Origin of the sequence: Kitasatospora sp. NPDC088391 (assembly GCF_044753345.1) — a bacterium.
In the GTDB taxonomy this organism is placed as follows: Bacteria; Actinomycetota; Actinomycetes; order Streptomycetales; family Streptomycetaceae; genus Kitasatospora.
The window spans coordinates 311263-328515 of sequence record NZ_JBIVNB010000003.1; the positions used below are offsets into that span (position 1 = coordinate 311263).

Annotated in this window: 16 protein-coding genes; 9 read left to right on the top strand and 7 right to left on the bottom strand. The window is 73.4% G+C overall.

What is annotated here, in order from left to right:
* Positions 1-30 precede the first annotated feature (30 nt).
* Positions 31-1161 carry a DNA polymerase III subunit beta gene (gene dnaN, locus ACIQBJ_RS10115; protein WP_400706631.1) on the bottom strand — a complete coding sequence of 377 codons (1131 nt, stop codon included), beginning with the start codon at positions 1159-1161 and terminating at the stop codon, positions 31-33.
* 1075 nt (positions 1162-2236) lie between these two features.
* Complete coding sequence (dnaA, locus tag ACIQBJ_RS10120) at positions 2237-4126, bottom strand: chromosomal replication initiator protein DnaA (protein WP_400706634.1); 1890 nt, start codon at positions 4124-4126, stop codon at positions 2237-2239.
* Positions 4127-4557: 431 nt separating this feature from the next.
* On the opposite strand from dnaA, the gene rpmH reads away from it, so the two are divergent.
* The 9 genes from rpmH (at position 4558) to ACIQBJ_RS10165 (ending at position 11172) form a co-directional block, all read left to right on the top strand.
* Positions 4558-4695: a 50S ribosomal protein L34 gene (gene rpmH, locus ACIQBJ_RS10125; protein ID WP_030457638.1), complete on the top strand. Its 138-nt coding sequence runs from the start codon at positions 4558-4560 to the stop codon at positions 4693-4695.
* Positions 4696-4714: 19 nt separating this feature from the next.
* Positions 4715-5143 (top strand): ribonuclease P protein component, encoded by a 429-nt coding sequence (rnpA, locus tag ACIQBJ_RS10130; RefSeq protein WP_400706638.1) that lies wholly within the window; start codon positions 4715-4717, stop codon positions 5141-5143.
* Positions 5140-5454, top strand: coding sequence for a membrane protein insertion efficiency factor YidD (gene yidD / locus ACIQBJ_RS10135; RefSeq protein ID WP_400706641.1), 315 nt, complete (start codon positions 5140-5142; stop codon positions 5452-5454). The genes rnpA and yidD overlap by 4 nt, the downstream gene beginning before the upstream one ends.
* Positions 5455-5457: 3 nt before the next feature.
* Positions 5458-6621, top strand: a complete 1164-nt coding sequence (gene yidC / locus ACIQBJ_RS10140) for a membrane protein insertase YidC (RefSeq protein WP_400706644.1) — start codon at positions 5458-5460, stop codon at positions 6619-6621.
* A 61-nt stretch (positions 6622-6682) separates the two neighbouring features.
* On the top strand, positions 6683-7204 hold the full coding sequence (locus ACIQBJ_RS10145) for a protein jag (RefSeq protein ID WP_400706647.1): 522 nt from the start codon (positions 6683-6685) through the stop codon (positions 7202-7204).
* 137 nt (positions 7205-7341) lie between these two features.
* The gene (gene rsmG, locus ACIQBJ_RS10150) at positions 7342-8118 is read left to right on the top strand and encodes a 16S rRNA (guanine(527)-N(7))-methyltransferase RsmG (RefSeq protein WP_400706650.1); all 777 of its coding nucleotides are present in this window, start codon (positions 7342-7344) and stop codon (positions 8116-8118) included.
* A gap of 234 nt (positions 8119-8352) precedes the next feature.
* A complete protein-coding gene (locus ACIQBJ_RS10155; protein WP_400706653.1) occupies positions 8353-9384 on the top strand; it encodes a ParA family protein in 1032 nt (343 codons plus the stop codon).
* Entirely contained in the window at positions 9381-10442 is a 1062-nt protein-coding gene (locus ACIQBJ_RS10160) for a ParB/RepB/Spo0J family partition protein (protein ID WP_400706656.1), read from the top strand. Before ACIQBJ_RS10155 ends, ACIQBJ_RS10160 begins: the two co-directional genes overlap by 4 nt.
* Positions 10443-10554: 112 nt before the next feature.
* A complete protein-coding gene (locus tag ACIQBJ_RS10165; RefSeq protein WP_400706658.1) occupies positions 10555-11172 on the top strand; it encodes a GNAT family N-acetyltransferase in 618 nt (205 codons plus the stop codon).
* Between the two features lie 297 nt (positions 11173-11469).
* Here ACIQBJ_RS10165 and trxA read toward each other — a convergent pair whose 3' ends face one another.
* The 5 genes from trxA to ACIQBJ_RS10190 all read right to left on the bottom strand — a co-directional run bounded on the left by trxA (position 11470) and on the right by ACIQBJ_RS10190 (position 17127).
* Positions 11470-11796: a thioredoxin gene (trxA, locus tag ACIQBJ_RS10170; protein WP_400706660.1), complete on the bottom strand. Its 327-nt coding sequence runs from the start codon at positions 11794-11796 to the stop codon at positions 11470-11472.
* A gap of 96 nt (positions 11797-11892) precedes the next feature.
* Positions 11893-12864: a thioredoxin-disulfide reductase gene (trxB, locus tag ACIQBJ_RS10175; protein ID WP_400706662.1), complete on the bottom strand. Its 972-nt coding sequence runs from the start codon at positions 12862-12864 to the stop codon at positions 11893-11895.
* 153 nt (positions 12865-13017) lie between these two features.
* Positions 13018-13941 (bottom strand): hypothetical protein, encoded by a 924-nt coding sequence (locus tag ACIQBJ_RS10180; RefSeq protein ID WP_400706665.1) that lies wholly within the window; start codon positions 13939-13941, stop codon positions 13018-13020.
* Entirely contained in the window at positions 13938-14729 is a 792-nt protein-coding gene (gene sigM, locus ACIQBJ_RS10185; protein ID WP_400706668.1) for an RNA polymerase sigma factor SigM, read from the bottom strand. Before sigM ends, ACIQBJ_RS10180 begins: the two co-directional genes overlap by 4 nt.
* Before the next feature lie 91 nt (positions 14730-14820).
* On the bottom strand, positions 14821-17127 hold the full coding sequence (locus tag ACIQBJ_RS10190; protein ID WP_400706671.1) for a hypothetical protein: 2307 nt from the start codon (positions 17125-17127) through the stop codon (positions 14821-14823).
* Positions 17128-17253: the final 126 nt, after the last annotated feature.

Below are 17253 nucleotides of genomic sequence, written 5' to 3' on the forward strand. Positions count from 1 at the left end.
CCCCTCGCGCCCCTGGTGGTCCGGTGCGGGTCAGCCGGAGAGGCGGACCGGCATGATCAGGTACTGGTACGCCTCGTCCGGTTCGGCGTCCACGGCGGGCTTGCCGGTGAGCAGGGCCGGCTTGGTCGGGGTGGTGAAGCTCAGCTGCGCGTACGCGGCGTCGATCGCCTTGAGCCCCTCCTCCAGGTAACCCGGGTTGAAGGCGATCGAGATGTCGTCGCCCTCCAGGTCGGCCTCCACCCGCTCGGACGCCTGCGCGTCGTCGCCCGAGCCGGCCTCCAGGGTCAGCACGCCCTGCTCGAAGCTCAGCCGGACCGGGGTGTTCCGCTCGGCCACCAGCGAGACGCGCTTGAGCGCCTCCAGGAAGGGCTGGGTCTGCACCGCGGCGACCGCCGAGAACTCGGTCGGGAAGATCGACCGGAACTTCGGGAACTCGCCCTCCAGCAGGCGGGTGGTGGTCCGCCGACCGGCGCCCTCGAAACCGATCAGGCCCTCGCCGGCCCCGCCGGTGGAGAGCGCGATCGACACGTGGTCGCCGCTGCCCAGCGACTTGGCGATGTCCTGCAGGGTCTTGGCGGGCACCAGCGCCACGGCGTTGATGTCGTCCTGCTCGGGCTTCCAGAGCAGCTCGCGGACGGCGAACCGGTACCGGTCGGTGGCGGCCAGGGTGATCCCGCTGCCGTTGATCTCGACCCGGACGCCGGTGAGCACCGGCAGGGTGTCGTCCCGCCCGGCGGCGACCGCAGCCTGGCTGACGGCCGAGGCGAACACGTCGCCCGGGACGGTGCCGGTGGCGGTCGGCATCTGCGGGAGCGTCGGGTACTCGTCGACCGGGAGGGTCGGCAGCGTGAAGCGCGAGCTGCCGCAGACCACGGTGACCCGCATGCCGTCGGTGGAGATCTCCACCGGGCGGTTCGGCAGGTTCCGCGAGATGTCGTTCAGCAGCCGGCCGGAGACCAGGACGGTGCCGGCCTCCTCGATGTCCGCCTCCAGCTCGACCCGGGCCGAGACCTCGTAGTCGAACCCGGAGAGCGCCAGCGTGCCCTCCTGCGCCGTCAGCAGCAGGCCGGCCAGCACCGGCACCGGCGGCCGCGCCGGGAGGCTGCGGGCAGCCCAGGCCACCGCCTCCGCGAGGACATCACGCTCCACCCGGAACTTCACCGGTAACCGCCTCCTGGCTGCTGTCGCCGCGCGCCCGGCCCGTTCCGCCGACCCGCGCTGTTGATCTCGTCTTCGGGCTCCCGGTCGGGCCGACCACTCCGCCTGCTCTCCGGTTGCCGAAGGACAGTCTGACGTACTCGGCCGACAGTCGGGGCAGATGGGCACAACCGGACCGAACAGATGTCGGGGCCCGGTTGTCCACAGATTCGGCCCACCCCCACTGTTGATCAAGTCTGGAGCTCTCTAGGTGTAGCAGTAGTAGTAGGGCCTGTGGATACCGTGGATAACCTCGTTTGCGCAGGTCAACACCCGGATTTTGTCCACAGGACCTGTGGATGGCGGCTGTGGACAACCAGACCCTCCTGTGGACAGCGGAGCGTAATCCACAGGGCACGCTGAGTATCCACAGGTTATCCCCAGCTTCATCCACAGATATCGGCCCGGTTATCCCCAGCGCCGGATCAACATCACGTGACGCCATTCACACGCAGGCCTGACAAGGGAGTTGATGTTGTCGAACTGTGGACAGGGCTGTGGACAACCTGGGGATAACTCCCCTTTTCCTGTGGACAGCCGGTGGATAACTCTGTGGACCGTCTGACGGGGCCTCAGTTCTCCACAGGCTGTGGACAACAGTTGTGCACAAGTCCACAGGCAGCTGACCTGCGCCAAAGAGAGTAGCGGTGATCCGCCTGTGGAGGAACCTCGGGATAACTTCGGCTTCCGGGGCCTGTGGACGGGGAAAACCCACCCGTTCCTGTGGACAACTCCGGTGCGCACCCGAACCGTTCGATTTGCTGCGCAAATGTTCGGACCTGCGGGCGGCCCGTCGGGGGTGCCATTCGAACGATTCCTGCCCCGCCCGGGCCCCCGCCACACCTGCCGGACCGCCGGATTCCCCCGATTGCCCGGTTGCGGACCGCCCGGCCGCCCGGCCGCCGGGCACCCTGTCGCCGGTCGCGGTCGCGGTCGCCGGAAGCCCCCGTCCCCGGCCGCCCCGGGCCCGGGAACGCCGAAGGGGAGTGCGGCCGATCCGGCCGCACTCCCCTCCCGGGCCTCAACTCCCTTGCCCCGGCTAGCTCTTGATCCGGTTGGTCAGCTCGGTGACCTGGTTGTAGATGGACCGCCGCTCGGCCATCAGCGAGCGGATCTTGCGGTCCGCGTGCATCACCGTGGTGTGGTCGCGGCCGCCGAACTGCGCGCCGATCTTGGGCAGCGAGAGGTCGGTCAGCTCCCGGCACAGGTACATCGCGATCTGCCGGGCCGTCACCAGCACCCGGCTGCGCGAGGAGCCGCACAGGTCCTCGACGCCCAGGCCGAAGTAGGCGGCCGTCTGCTGCATGATCACCTGTGCGGTGATCTCCGGCCCGGCGTCCTCGTCCCCGCCCGGGATCAGGTCCTTGAGGACGATGCCGGCCAGCTCCAGGTCCACCGGCGCCCGGTTCAGGTTGGCGAACGCGGTGACCCGGATCAGCGCGCCCTCCAGCTCCCGGATGTTGCGGGTGATCCGGGACGCGATGAACTCCAACACGTCTGCGGGGGCGTTGAGTTGCTCCTGGATCGCCTTCTTCCGCAGGATCGCGATCCGGGTCTCCAGCTCCGGCGGGGTGACGTCGGTGATCAGCCCCCACTCGAAGCGGTTGCGGAGCCGGTCCTCCAGCGTGATCAGCTGCTTGGGCGGCCGGTCCGAGGAGAGCACGATCTGCTTGTTGGCGTTGTGCAGGGTGTTGAAGGTGTGGAAGAACTCCTCCTGCGTCGACTCCTTGCTGGCCAGGAACTGGATGTCGTCGACCAGCAGGATGTCGATGTCCCGGTAGCGCTTGCGGAACGCGTCCGCCTTGCCGTCCCGGATCGAGTTGATGAACTCGTTGGTGAACTCCTCCGAGCTCACGTACCGCACCCGGGTGCCCGGGAACAGGCTGCGCGAGTAGTGCCCGATGGCGTGCAGCAGGTGGGTCTTGCCCAGCCCGGACTCGCCGTAGACGAAGAGCGGGTTGTACGCCTTCGCCGGGGCCTCGGCGACCGCCACCGCGGCGGCGTGCGCGAAGCGGTTGCTGGCGCCGATCACGAAGGTGTCGAACAGGTACTTGGGGTTCAGCCGGGCGTTGGGCTCGTCCTTGCGGGCGCCCGCGGGCGGGGCGCCGGGCGGGGCCGGGACGCCGGGGGCCGGGGTCCGCTCGGCCGGGCCGGAGTGCTGCGCGGCCGCCCGCGGCCCGTTCCGGCGGGCGCCGCCCGCGCGCGGCCGGTCCTCGTCGGGGGAGCCCAGCGCGCCGCCGAACAGGTCGCCCTGCGCGGAGTCCGCGGTCGGCCGCCCGGCCCGCCGCGGGGCCGGCTCGGGCCGCCGCTCGGGCACCGGGGCGGACTCCCAGCCGCCCCGGTCGGAGTGGTCGCCGTACGGGTCCGGCACGGGCGCGCCGTAGGCCGCGGCCGGCGGGTAGTCCTGCGGGTAGCCGGGGTGCTGCGGGTAGTCGCCGCCGGGCCGCCCCGGCCAGCTGCCGGGGCGCGGCTGCGCCTGCTGGTGCGGCGGCTGGTGCTGGGGCTGGTGCGGCTGATGCTGCTGGTGCTGCGGGGGGAGCTGCTGCGGGTAGGCCGGGCCGGCCTGGTAGCCGTGCTCCTGCTGCCGCGGGTGCGGCCACTCCGGGACGGGCTCGGGCTCCGGCTCGGGGTCGAACTCCGGCTCCGGGTCGGTCGAGGGGGCGGCGTTGGCGTCCACCATCACGGCGATCCGCACCTGGCGGCCGAACTCCTGCGAGATGGCGTCGGTCAGCTGCGGCAGCAGCCGGCCCTCCAGCACCTGCTTGGCGAACTCGTTCGGGGCCGCGAGCAGGGCGGTGTCGTGCATCATCCACATCGGCTGGGTGCGGCGGACCCAGTTCTTGTCCTTCTCCACGACGTCGCTGTCGCCCACCAGTCGCTCGACGACCCTCGACCACATCAGGACGAGATCGCTGTTGACATCAGCCACTGGTACACGCTTTCTCGTTCCCCGGCGCGGGGGAGTCAGGCAGGTCGGTGAGGCGGGGGTCGAGGTGGCGCGGCACGGAGCGACCACGGGCACAGAACAAAAGAGACAAGTCCTGCAACGGTAGTCAGCGCGCAGAGCTGATTCAAGTTGTTGTCCACAGGCTGTGGGCAACGTGGCGGCCACCACCTGGTTTGACCCTCGGACCTGCTCCCGCGTACCGTAACCAGGTCGAGTTGTCGATGGCCGCTGCCGCATGTCCGCGGGTCCGCCCGCTTCCATGACGCGCGCAGCACGGGCGCCGTGGTCGTCCCGTCCCAGCAGATCTGGGCCCCGGGACCGGATTTCCCAGCACGCAAGGGGAGATCGCGCGGACGCACGGTGACGGCCAAGCGACTCCGCGTCATCCTACGATTCACCCCAGGAGCCCCCGAGTGAGCAAGCGCACCTTCCAGCCGAACAACCGTCGTCGCGCCAAGACCCACGGCTTCCGGCTGCGCATGCGTACCCGTGCCGGCCGCGCCATCCTGGCGAACCGCCGCGCCAAGGGCCGCAGCGCCCTGTCCGCCTGATCCGCGCCAAGGGTCTGCAGTGCTGCCCACCGAGAATCGGCTGCGGCGGCGCCAGGACTTCGCGACCGCGGTGAAACGCGGCCGCCGCGCCGGCCGGCCCCTGCTGGTGGTGCACCTTCACAGAGAGGGAGCACCCGAGGGCGGGGCCGACCGGAACAGCGACTCCCACCCGCACGTCGCCGAGGGGCTTCCTTCGGCGCGTGCGGGTTTCGTCGTGAGCAAGGCCGTGGGGCCCGCGGTGGTGCGCAATCTGGTGAAACGTCGGCTGCGCCATCTGGTCCAGGAGCGTCTGTCCCGGTTGCCCGCAGGTAGCCTGATAGTGGTGCGGGCGCTGCCCGCCGCGGCGACGGCCCCGTACCCGGAGCTCGGACACGATCTGGACGCCGCGCTGCGCCGACTGCTCAGGTCGGAGCCGTCCGGCGGTGCCCCGACGGGAACAGGGCGATGAAGTACCTGCTGATGGGCCTCATCAGGCTGTACCAGTGGACGATCAGTCCGCTGCTGGGCCCGGTGTGCCGGTACTACCCCTCGTGCTCCCGCTACGGGTACGAGGCGATCCGCGTGCACGGCGCGATCAAGGGCACCGGCCTGACCGGCTGGCGCATCCTGCGTTGCAATCCCTGGTCTCCCGGTGGGGTCGACCATGTTCCGCCGCGAAAGCACCCGGTGTGGCACCGCCGGCTGCGCAATCTGCTGAGCCCCACGAGCGGGACCGCCGAGCCGGAGCCGGTGGCGAAGCCCGATGTCCAAGGAGTCTGACCGGTGACCTTCGGTTTTCTGAGTCCCCTCTACACAGCGGTGTCCTGGATCATCGTCCAGTTCCACTCGCTGTTCAGCCACGTCTTCGATCCCGACGGCGGCATGGCGTGGGGCCTGTCCATCGTGATGATGGTGGTCGTCATCCGGATCTGCCTGATCCCGCTCTTCGTGAAGCAGATCAAGTCGACCCGGGCCATGCAGGCGATCCAGCCGAAGATGAAGGCCATCCAGGAGCGCTACAAGAACGACAAGCAGCGCCAGTCCGAAGAGATGATGAAGCTGTACAAGGAGGCGGGCACCAACCCGTTCTCCTCGTGCCTTCCCATCCTCGTGCAGGCGCCGTTCTTCACCGCCCTCTACGGTGTGCTGGCCTCGGTCGCCAACGACAAGCAGATCGGCGTCATCGACCAGCCGCTGCTGGAGAGCGCCAAGCAGGCGCACATCTTCGGCGCCCCGCTGTCGGCGAAGTTCGTGGGCGCGGACAGCCTCCACATCCAGATCGTCTGCGCGGTCATGATCGTGCTGATGTCGCTGTCGCAGTTCATCACGCAGCGCCAGCTGATGACCAAGAACATGGACCTGACGGTCAAGACGCCGTTCATGCAGCAGCAGAAGATGCTGATGTACGTCTTCCCGGTCATGTTCGCCGTGATGGGCATCAACTTCCCGGTCGGTGTGCTGGTCTACTGGCTGACCACCAACGTCTGGTCGATGGGCCAGCAGCTGGTCGTCATCCGGAACAACCCGACGCCGGGCAGCCAGGCCTGGAACGAGCGCCAGGCCCGTCTGAAGAAGCAGGGCCGGATCAACCCGGACGGCTCGATCAAGAAGGGCGGCCTGCTGGCCTCCCTCACCGGCGGGAAGGGCGGCGCCGCGGCGGACGCCCAGGCCGCGGTGGAGGAGAGCGTCCAGGTCCGCCGCCAGCAGCCGCGCAAGCAGAGCAAGTCGCAGCGGCAGGCGTCCGGCACCCACCAGGCGCACGGCGCGGAGCAGGCGCAGGACGCGGCGCCGACCGACGCGGAGCCCCAGGACGCGGTGGAGGCCGAGCCGGCCGGGGCCGGGCAGTCCGGTGCGAAGCCGGGCGGTGCGAAGCCGGCGGCCCGACCGGGGCAGCGGCAGCAGCCCCGGCGCGGTGGCCCGGGCGGCCAGCGGCCGAAGAAGAAGTAGTCCCGACCCCCTCCTCTCCCGGCCCCACCCGAGGGCCCTGTAACTCCGAAGGAGTCCACCTGTGACGGATGGCACCATCTCCGCCGTCGACACCGCGCCGGCCGGTGAGGGCACCCTCGCGCGGCTGGAGCACGAGGGTGACATCGCCGCCGACTACCTGGAGGGTCTGCTCGACATCGCGGACCTGGACGGCGACATCGACATGGACGTCGAGGGGGACCGGGCGCTGGTCTCCATCGTCGGCGAGGGCGACGACCGGACGCTGCTGCGGCTGGTGGGCCAGGACGGCGAGGTGCTGGAGGCGCTCCAGGAGCTGACCCGGCTGGCCGTGCACCGGGAGACTGGGGAGCGCAGCCGCCTGATGCTGGACGTCGCGGGCTTCCGGGCGCGCAAGCGGGCCGAGCTGGCCGAACTGGGCGCGGACACGGCCGAACGGGTGAAGAGCAGTGGCGAGCGGGTGAAGCTGCAGCCGATGACCCCGTTCGAGCGCAAGGTGGTGCACGACGCGGTGGCCGCCGCGGGGCTGCGCAGCGAGTCGGAGGGCGAGGAGCCCGAGCGCTGCGTGGTCGTGCTGCCGGCTTGATGCCGGTGGTGCCGCAGATCGGCGACGACCCCGCCCGCCTCTCGCGGGCGGGGTCGTCGCCTTTGCGGCGGAGGGATGTTTCACGTGGAACAGTGCTGGTACGGCGGGTGGACACGACGGTGAGCGGAGAGGCAGAGATGGACAGGGACGGCACGGCGTCCGAGGCGCCGCTGGAGGGGCCCGGCGAGGCGCCGGAGGCAGCGGGACGGATCTTCGGCGATCGGCTGCCGGCGGCCGTGCGGTACACCGAACTGCTGGCGACCGCCGGGGTCCAGCGCGGGCTGATCGGCCCGCGCGAGGTGCCCCGGCTGTGGGACCGGCACGTGCTCAACTGCGCGGTGCTGGCCGAGCTGCTGCCGGCCGAGGTCTCGCTCTGCGACGTCGGCTCCGGGGCCGGCCTGCCCGGCATCCCGGTGGCGCTGGCCCGGCCGGACGTGTCGGTCACCCTGCTGGAGCCGCTGCTGCGGCGCACCACCTTCCTGGAGGAGGTGGTGCGCGAGCTCGGGCTGGACAACGTCACGGTGCTGCGCGGCCGGGCCGAGGAGACGGTCGGCAAGCTGGCGGTGGACGTGGTGACCGCCCGCGCGGTGGCGCCGCTGGACCGGCTGGCCGGCTGGGGCATGCCGCTGCTGCGGCCGTACGGGCAGATGCTGGCGCTGAAGGGCGACACCGCCGAGCAGGAGCTCACGGACTCGCGGGCGGCGCTGACCCGGCTGGGCGCGGTGAAGTGGTCGGTGATCGGGGTCGGCGAGGGCGTGCTGGAGACGCCGACCCGGGTGGTCCGGGTGGAGGCGGGGGAGAGCCCCGGCGGCGTGAAGGCGGCCACCCGGCGGGCCAAGGCGGCCCGGGCCGGGCGCGGCGGCAAGGGCGGCGAGGGTGCGGGCCGACGGGCCGGCGGGCGCGGCCGGCGCTGAGCCGAGCGGTGACGGGTGGGGCGGACAGCCGGTGCGGCGGTCCGCCCCACCGGCGTCTCCGGCCGTCCGCCGCCCGGAATTCACCCCTTCGGCCGCGCTCCGGTGGCGTCGGACCGGAGTGTCGGCCCCGCGGAACCCGACAATCCGGGCATCGTGTTCCACGTGAAACGTCGCTTCCTGCTCACCGGCGTACTTGACCAAGGACTCAACCGGACGCGAGACCGTCATCCGGAGGTGACTGTCGCGGCCCCGGTTTCACGTGAAACACTGACCCCCATGCAGGAGTCGGAGATCGTCGACCAGGTGGATGAGACCCCCGTCGCGCGCGACGCGAGCGCCGCCGGTCGGCTCGGCACGAGTGCGGGGGAGGCGCTGCCGCGTCCCGCCACGACCCGGGTGATGGTGGTGGCCAACCAGAAGGGCGGGGTGGGCAAGACCACCACCACCGTCAACATGGCCGCCGCGCTGGCCATGCACGGGCTGCGGGTGCTGGTGATCGACCTCGACCCGCAGGGCAACGCCTCGACCGCGCTGGGCATCGACCACCACGCCGAGGTGCCGTCGATCTACGACGTGCTGGTGGAGGGCAAGCCGCTGGCCGACGTGGTGCAGCCGGTGGTGGACGTGGAGGGGCTGTTCTGCTGCCCGGCCACCATCGACCTGGCCGGTGCCGAGATCGAGCTGGTCTCGCTGGTCGCCCGGGAGAGCCGGCTGCAGCGCGCCATCGCGGCCTACGAGCAGCCGCTCGACTACGTGCTGATCGACTGCCCGCCCTCGCTGGGCCTGCTCACCGTCAACGCGATGGTGGCCGGCCAGGAGGTGCTGATCCCGATCCAGTGCGAGTACTACGCGCTGGAGGGCCTCGGCCAGCTGCTGCGCAACGTGGAGCTGGTGCGCGCGCACCTCAACCCGGCGCTGCACGTGTCGACCATCCTGCTGACCATGTACGACGCCCGGACCAGGCTGGCCGCGCAGGTCGCGGAGGAGGTGCGGACGCACTTCGAGAAGGAGGTGCTGGCCACCGCGATCCCGCGGTCGGTGCGCATCTCCGAGGCCCCCAGCTACGGGCAGACCGTGCTGACCTACGACCCCGGCTCCAGCGGCGCGCTCTCCTACCTGGAGGCGGCCCGCGAGGTGGCGCTGCGGGCGGTCGTGAAGACCGGCGAGGGCCGGCACCGGGCGGGCGCGGCGGTGGTGCCGCCGCGCAACGGCGAGGAGCGGTCCACGCCGATGGCACAGCACAGTTCGATGGAGGACAACCGGTGAGTGGCACGCGCAGGGGACTGGGCAGGGGTCTGGGAGCACTGATCCCGGCGGCCCAGCCGGCGGCCGAGGAAGCAGCGGTGCCGGAGGCCCCGTCCACCGTCACGGTGATGGCCGCGGTGCCGACCGACCGCGGCACGGTGGCCGCCAAGGCCGCCGCGGAGAGCCTGCGGGAGCTGGCCGGCGACCAGCGCCGGAGCGTGCTGGAGGCGGCGCTGGCCCCGGTGAACGGCGCCCGGTTCGCCGAGCTGCCGCTGGACGCGATCAGCCCCAACCCGCGCCAGCCGCGCGAGGTGTTCGACGAGGAGAAGCTCGCCGAACTGGTCGCCTCGATCAAGGAGGTCGGCCTGCTGCAGCCCGTGGTGGTCCGTCAGACCGGGCCGGAGCGCTACGAGCTGATCATGGGCGAGCGGCGCTGGCGGGCCTCCCGGGAGGCCGGTCTGGAGGCCATCCCGGCGATCGTCCGGGCCACCGAGGACGACAAGCTGCTGCTGGACGCGCTGCTGGAGAACCTGCACCGGGCCGAGCTGAACGCGCTGGAGGAGGCCGCCGCCTACGACCAGCTGCTGCGCGACTTCGGCTGCACGCACGACGAGTTGGCGGACCGGGTGGGCAAGTCCCGGCCGCACGTCTCCAACACGCTGCGGCTGATGAAGCTGCCGGTGTCGGTGCAGTTGAAGGTGGCATCCGGGAACGTCACCGCCGGGCACGCCAAGGCGATCCTGATGGTGCCGGACGCCGAGCGGCAGGAGAAGCTGGCCGAGCGGGTGGTGGCCGAGCTGCTGTCGGTGCGGGCGACCGAGGAGATTGCCAAGCTGCTGGCGGGCATCGAGCCGAAGAAGAAGCGGGCCCCGCAGGCGGCGTACGAGTCCTCCCCGGCCTACGACGAGCTGGCCGGGCGGCTCTCGGACCGCTTCGAGACCCGGGTCAAGGTCGAGGTCTCGCAGCGGAACGGCAAGCCCGGCCGGGGCAAGGTGGTGCTGGAGTTCGGCTCGGTCGAGGACCTGAACCGGATTCTGGACAGCCTGGCTCCGGGGGAGCAGGGGCTGCCGCTCTCCTGACGCCGGACGGACCGGACGACGAACGACGGGTGCATGTTTCACGTGAAACGTGCACCCGTTCTGCTGGGCGGAGCAGACTGGAGTGTCGCCGCGTGGAGGAGGAGGTACGGGCGTGGGACGGAGGGTGGTTCCGCTGACGCTGGACAACCTCACGGATCTGCCGAACACCTGCCGCTCCTGTGTCTTCTGGGAGCTCGACCCGGTCAGCGGACGGGACGCGCAGGACGCCGGCAAGGGGGAGTTGGAGAAGGAGGGGTGGATCTCGGCGGTGCTGCTGGAGTGGGGCTCCTGCGGGCGGGTCGCCTACGTGGACGACCGCCCGGCGGGGTTCGTGCTCTACGCCCCGCCCGCGTACGTGCCGCGCGGACAGTCCTTCCCGACCAGTCCGATCGCGCCGGACGCCGTGCAGTTGATGGTGTCCCGGGTGCTGCCGGAGTTCCAGGGGCAGGGGCTGGGGCGGGTGCTGGTGCAGGGGGTGGCCAAGGACCTGATCCGGCGGGGCTTCCGGGCGATCGAGGCGTTCGGGGCCCAGGGGCGGGAGATCCCGAGCTGCGTACTGCCCGCCGAGCACCTGCTCGCGGTCGGCTTCAAGACCGTCCGCCCGCACCACCGGTACCCGAGGCTGCGGTTGGAGGCGCGCACCACGCTCTCCTGGAAGGGCGACGTGGAGGGCGCGTTGGAGCGGCTGCTCGGCGGACGGCGCAAGGAACCGGCGCTGCGGCCGTTCTGACGGGCCGTCCGGGAGTTCTGTGAGAACGATCCTCCGCCCGGGGCCCTCCGGCGGCCGCGGCCGGGTTCCGCGCCGGAGGCGGCTGGGCGAAGGCCCGGAAACGTGGGGGCGGGCCCCCCCCGGGGGGCCCCCGGGGGGGGCCCCCCCGCCCCGCGGGGGGGGGGCCCCCCGGGGGGGCGGGGGGGGCGCCGGGGGGGGGGGGGGGGGCCCCGGCCCCCCCCCCGCCCCCCCGCCCCCGGGGCCCCCCCGGGGGGGCCCCCCCCCCCACGACCGGGAGGCCGGGACCGGCCGGTGGGCCTAGAGGTACTCGGCCAGTTCGCGCAGCAGCGCGGCCTTCGGGCGGGCGCCGGTGATGGTCTTCACCAGCTCGCCGTTCTGGTAGACGTTCAACGTCGGGATGGAGATCACGTTGTACGCGGCCGCGGTCTCCTGGTTGGCGTCGACGTCGAGCTTGACGATGCTGAGCTTCTCGCCGTGCTCGGCCGCGATGTCCTCCAGGACCGGGGCGACCTGGCGGCACGGGCCGCACCAGGTGGCCCAGAAGTCGACCAGGACGGGCTTCTCGCTCTTGAGCACCACCTCGTCGAAGGTGGCGTCCGTAACTTCCTTGGTGGCGCCGGCCACGGGAACTCCTTGGGGTCGGAGGAGAGATGCGTCAGTGACAACAACGACGGGGGCGGTTTTTGTTTCTGCCCCCGTCGGGGGAGGACTGTCGGTCCGTCAGACCGCGGCGGTGGCGGCCTCGCCGGCCGCCAGCAGCTGGTCCTGGGCGGCCAGGTAGCGCTCGGCGTCCAGCGCGGCGGAGCAGCCGGTGCCGGCCGCGGTGATCGCCTGGCGGTAGGTGTGGTCGACCACGTCGCCGGCGGCGAAGACGCCGGGGACGCTGGTCCGGGTCGAGGGGGACTCGACCTGGAGGTAGCCCTCGGCGTCCAGGTCGAGCTGGCCCTTGAAGAGCTCGGTGCGCGGGTCGTGGCCGATCGCGATGAACAGGCCGGTGACCGGCAGCTCGCGGAGGTCCCCGGTGGTGGTGTCGCGCAGGGTCACGCCGGAGAGCTTCGGGTCGCCGTGGATCTCCTCGACCGCGCTGTCCCAGGCGAAGGAGATCTTCGGGTCGGCGAAGGCGCGCTCCTGCATCGCCTTGGAGGCGCGGAGTGAATCCCGGCGGTGCACGATCGTCACGCTGCGGGCGAAGCGGGACAGGAAGGTGGCCTCCTCCAGGGCGGTGTCGCCGCCGCCGACCACCGCGATGTCCTGGTCGCGGAAGAAGAAGCCGTCGCAGGTCGCGCACCAGGAGACGCCGCGGCCGGAGAGCTTGTCCTCGTTGGGGAGGCCGAGCTTGCGGTGCTGCGAGCCGGTGGTGACGATCACCGCGCGGGCCCGGTGCACGGTGCCCTCGGAGTCGGTGACGGTCTTGATGTCGCCCGTCAGGTCGACCGCGACGACGTCGTCCGGGACCAGCTCGGCGCCGAAGCGCTCGGCCTGGGCGCGCATGTTGTCCATCAGCTCGGGGCCCATGATGCCGTCGCGGAAGCCCGGGAAGTTCTCCACCTCGGTGGTGTTCATCAGCGCACCGCCGGCCGTGACCGCGCCCTCGAACACCAGCGGCTTGAGGGAAGCACGCGCGGTGTACAGCGCAGCGGTGTACCCGGACGGGCCGGAACCGATGATGATCACGTTACGGACGTCGCTCACTGCATCTCCTGGTTCGCCTGTCGTCCCGCTCGCGCGGGGGAGGGCGGTCTGCTCCGCCGCCCCGGACAACGACTCACCAGTCTCCCGCATTCCCAGGCCCGGGCGCACCAACCGCCCGCACTCCGGTCGTCGGCGGCCCGCGGCGGCGAGGAATCAGGGGGCCGGGACGGTGCTGTGCAGCAGGATCGTCGAACCGGGGCAGTCCGGGGTGGCCAGGTAGACGTCGAGCGGTCCGCCGCCGCCCGCGGGCCGGTAGACCAGCGCCAGCACCGGACGGCCCGCGTAGCGGCCCGGGGCGGCCGCCAGCGGCGGTTCGCCGGGGTGCCCGGCGGCGGCGGGCAGGCAGGACGGGACGGCCGGGACGGTCGGGTCGGCCGCGCCGAGCTGGGGGACGTTCTTCCCGTCCAGCAGTTGGCGCACCTGGGCGGGCAGCCGGTCGGCGGTGAACTCCGGGCCGTCGGCGGCGACCGGGGCCGTCCCGGTGGTGGCCGCGGCGTTCGGGCTGCCCGCGCCGAGCGCGGGGTGCTTGGCGGAGGAGTTCTCGGCGGAGGAGTTCTCGGCTGCGGCGGAGGAGGCGGTGGCGTCCCCGCCGGACCGGTCCAGGTTCAGCAGGATGCCGCCGGTGGCCGCGGCGACCGCCAGGAAGGCGGCCGTGAGCAGCAGGACGGGGCCGCGCCGGCGGCGGGCGGACCGGCCGGGGCCGGCGGCGCCCGCCCGCGGGGTGCCCGCAGGGCCGCCCGTCCGGGCCGGCCCGGTGGCGGCGGCCTCCCGACGGGGTGCGGGCTGCTGCGCGGCCTGCTCCGGCGGGCGGGCCCCGGCCCGTGCCTCGGTGCGGGCGGCGGACTCGGCGGCGAGCGCGGCGGTGAGCCGGTCGGCGACCTCGGCGGGCATCGGCGGGACGGGGGAGTCGGCCAGCAGCTCGGGCAGGCCGCACAGGGCGGCGTAGTCCTCGGCGCAGGAGGGGCAGTCGGCCAGGTGCCGGTGCACCGACTCGGCCCGCTCGGGCGGGAGCAGCTCCTCGGCGAGGTCGGCGAGTTCGTCCAGGCCGGGGTGGTCGGAAGGCGGGTGCGGCGTCATCGCGGGGGCGCATCTCCTTCCAGGGCGGGTGCGGAGTCCGGGGGTGGGACGGGCGCGGGCCGGTTCGGGTTCCCGTCCCGGGGGACGGGTGGGGCGGTTCCACGTGGAACACCGTCCGGGGCCGCCCCCGGTGTTCCACGTGGAACACGCGTGCGGTCGGCGGGCGGGGCCGCCCGCTCGGGGGCGGGGGGCCGGTCGTCCTCGGCGGCGGTTCCACGTGGAACGGCGGCCGGACCGAGGTGGCGCAGCAGCGGCAGCAGCCGGGCCCGGCCGCGGGCGCAGCGGCTCTTCACGGTGCCGACCGGGACGCCGAGCACCTCGGCGGCCTCGGCCACCGGGTAGCCCTGCATGTCGACCAGCACCAGGGCGGCCCGCTGGTCGGCGGGCAGTTCGGCGAGCGCCTCGGCCACCTCGCGGCGGGTCTCGGCGCGCACCGCGTGGCTCTCGGTGCTCTCGGCGGTGCCGAGCGCGGCCAGCGGGGCCGGGTCCCGGTCCAGCGAATCGGCCCGGCGGACGGCGCCGCGGCGGGCCCGGTCCAGGCAGGCGTTGACCACGATCCGGTGCAGCCAGGTGGTGACCGCCGAGCGGCCCTGGAACCCGGCGGCCGCGCGGAAGGCGGAGACCAGGGCGTCCTGGAGCGCGTCGGCGGCCTCCTCGCGGTCGCCGAGGGTGCGCACCGCGACCGCCCACAGGCGGTCCCGGTGGCGGTGCACCAGCAGCCCGAAGGCGTCCGGGTCGCCCGCGGTGTGCCGGGCGAGCAGCTCGGCGTCGGTGGGCTCCTCGGCCATCCTCCCCCTCCTCGCGGTCGGGCCGTCCGGGTCGGCGGCCTCGGTCACATCGTTGGGGATACGGTCGGACGGATCAAGGGGTGCGGGCGGGTCAGCCGTTGACCTGGATCTCGGCGACCTTGCCGCGGTAGCCGCCCTCGTCGTTGCTGGGCAGGCCGGTGAGCCAGAGCAGCAGGTACCGGGTGGACACCGGGCTGCCGGGCTTCAGCGCGACCTTGCTGCCGGAGCCGTTGGCGATGGCCGGGCCGAAGGCGCGGAAGCCGTTCTCGTCGGCGCTCGGGGCGCTGCCCGTTCCGGTGGGGGCGGCCCGCAGCTCGACCCTGGTGTCGCCGATCAGCTGGACGTCCACCGAGCCGACGGTGCGGACCGCGCCGAGGTCGATCAGCAGGCCGGTGCCGGGCCGCCAGGCGCCGAACTGGTCGTTGTAGCGCTGGGTGGTCCAGGCGGTGGCCGGGTTGCCGTCCATCGCGTTGGGGACTTCGCCGCTGTGCTCGTCCTTGGTGTCGCCGTAGGCGTTGAACGGGCTGAGGGCGCTGATGGTGAGCTTCTGGCCGGTCGGCGCCGGAACGGAGCCGGTCGGGGTGGGCGCGGGGGCGGTGTGGCCGTCGGTGGTGCTGGCCGCCGTCCGGTCGTTGACGTACTCCACCAGCTGCCAGGAGCCGACGGTGACGGCCGAGAGGGCCACCAGCGAGGCCGTCCAGCGCAGCGCGCGGCGCAGGCCGCGGCGGCGGCGCGGGGCGGGCCGGGGGCCGGCCGGGCGGTCGGACGCGGGTTCGACGACCGGGGGCAGCACCTGGGTGGGAGCGCCGGAGGCGTACCGGGGGCGCGCCGCCGGGAGCGCCCGCAGGGTCGGCGGGGCGGGCTGCTCCGGGGGGCGGACCTTCGGCATCGCGGCGATCGCCGCGGCCAGTCCGGCGGGCCCGGTGAGCTGCCCCTTGGGGTGCGGCTCGCACAGGACGCGGGCGGCCAGCTCGGCCAGGCCCTTGTGGACGCCCGCCCGGACCTGGTCCGGCGGGACGCAGCCGAGGTCCTCGGGCAGCCCCCGGAGGTCGTAGCGGTCCTCGGGGTAGGGCCAGCGGTGGGTGAGCGCGGCGTACAGCAGGGCGCCGATCGCCCGGACGTCGGTCAGCTCGGCGTCCTCGGTGGGGAGGCCGCGCAGCGCGGCGTCGACCGCGATGCCGTTGATCCGGTACTGGCCGCCGTCGGTGCGCAGCACGCACTTGGGGGTGAGCCGGAGGTGGGCCTGGCCGCGTTCGTGGGCGGCGGCGATCGCGTCGGTGACCTGGCGGACCATCTGGTAGGCGTCGTAGGGCTCCAGCGGGCCGTCCGCCAGCAGCTCGCCGAGGTCGCGGGCGCCGGGCAGCCACTCGCGGACGACGTAGACCAGCTCGCCCTCCTGCACCGCGTCCAGCACCTGGACGAAGCGCGGGTCGCCGAGCAGGGCGGCGCTCCGGGCGGCGGTCAGCACGGACTTGGCGCGGCGGTGGCCGGCCGAGAGCAGGTGGACGCCGACGGCGCGGCGGAGCTTCTCGTCGACGGCGCGCCAGCTGGTGAAGGACTCCGACGCGGAGATGCACTCCTCCAGCCGGTAGCGGCCGCCGATCCGGTCGCCGCTGTGCCGCTGCGGGGCGGGCAGGACGGCGGGCAGGGTGGCGGTGTCGGCGTCCAGGGTCTCGGTGCTGGTGGCCGGGACGGGCTCGGCGGGCTCGACCGGCGGCAGCGGGCGGCGCACCCCCCGGCTGCGGGAGGGGCGCTCCGGGCGGGCGCCCCGGGCGGTCAGCTCGGCGTCGATCTCCTGGGCCGAGAGCGGGGCGGTGGCCTCGGCCGGGAGGTCGGCCCCGGGGGCGTCCTCGGGGATCGCCCCGGCCTCGGCGGGCAGGTCGGCGTCGGCGTCGGCTTCGGTCGCGGTGGCGGCGGGCAGGTCGGCGTCCGGGGCGGGGAGGGCCTCGACGGGAAGGTCGGTGGGGTCGGCCTCGGCGGCGGGCGGCTCGGCGGTCACGGCGGCCTTCGCCGCGGCCTCGGCGGCGGCGGTCGCGGGCCGCAGGTCGGGCTGCGGGGCGGCGGGCTTGAGCGCGGGGGCGGGCTTGAGCGCCGGGGCCGTTCTGGCGGCCCTGGTGGCCCCGTTCGGCGCGCCCTTGGCCGGTGCCTTGGCGGCCGCCGTCCCGGTGCTGCCGTTGGCCGCGGCGGCGCGCTTCGCGGACCCGTTCGCGGCGCCCTTGGCCGGTGCCGGGCCGGTGCCCTTCGCCGGGTCCTTCGCGGCGCTCTTCGTGGGGCTCTTCGCGGGGTTCCCGGCGGTCCGGCCGCGGCCCGACCCGTGCTCCGGCGTCCCGGGCTCGGCCCGGGACGCCGCCCCGTCCGTCCCGGACGTGTCGACGATCGCCTTGGTGCCGTCAGCCACCGTGGTCCTGCCTCCCCTTGTGTCGCCCCGGACGGTCCCGGGACGGTCGACGCCCCGTTGCCGGGGGTGGTCGGCCGTGCAAGGTCAATTGTGCCCACTCCGGGCCGTCCCGTACGACCTCTGAGA

Excerpts from the sequence above, each read along its gene's own strand:
- yidD (WP_400706641.1), top strand. The coding sequence starts at position 5,140 with ATGAAGTACCTGCTGATGGGCCTCATCAGGCTGTACCAGTGGACGATC.
- rsmG (WP_400706650.1), top strand. The coding sequence starts at position 7,342 with ATGGACAGGGACGGCACGGCGTCCGAGGCGCCGCTGGAGGGGCCCGGC.
- ACIQBJ_RS10180 (WP_400706665.1), bottom strand. The coding sequence starts at position 13,941 with ATGACGCCGCACCCGCCTTCCGACCACCCCGGCCTGGACGAACTCGCC.
- sigM (WP_400706668.1), bottom strand. The coding sequence starts at position 14,729 with ATGGCCGAGGAGCCCACCGACGCCGAGCTGCTCGCCCGGCACACCGCG.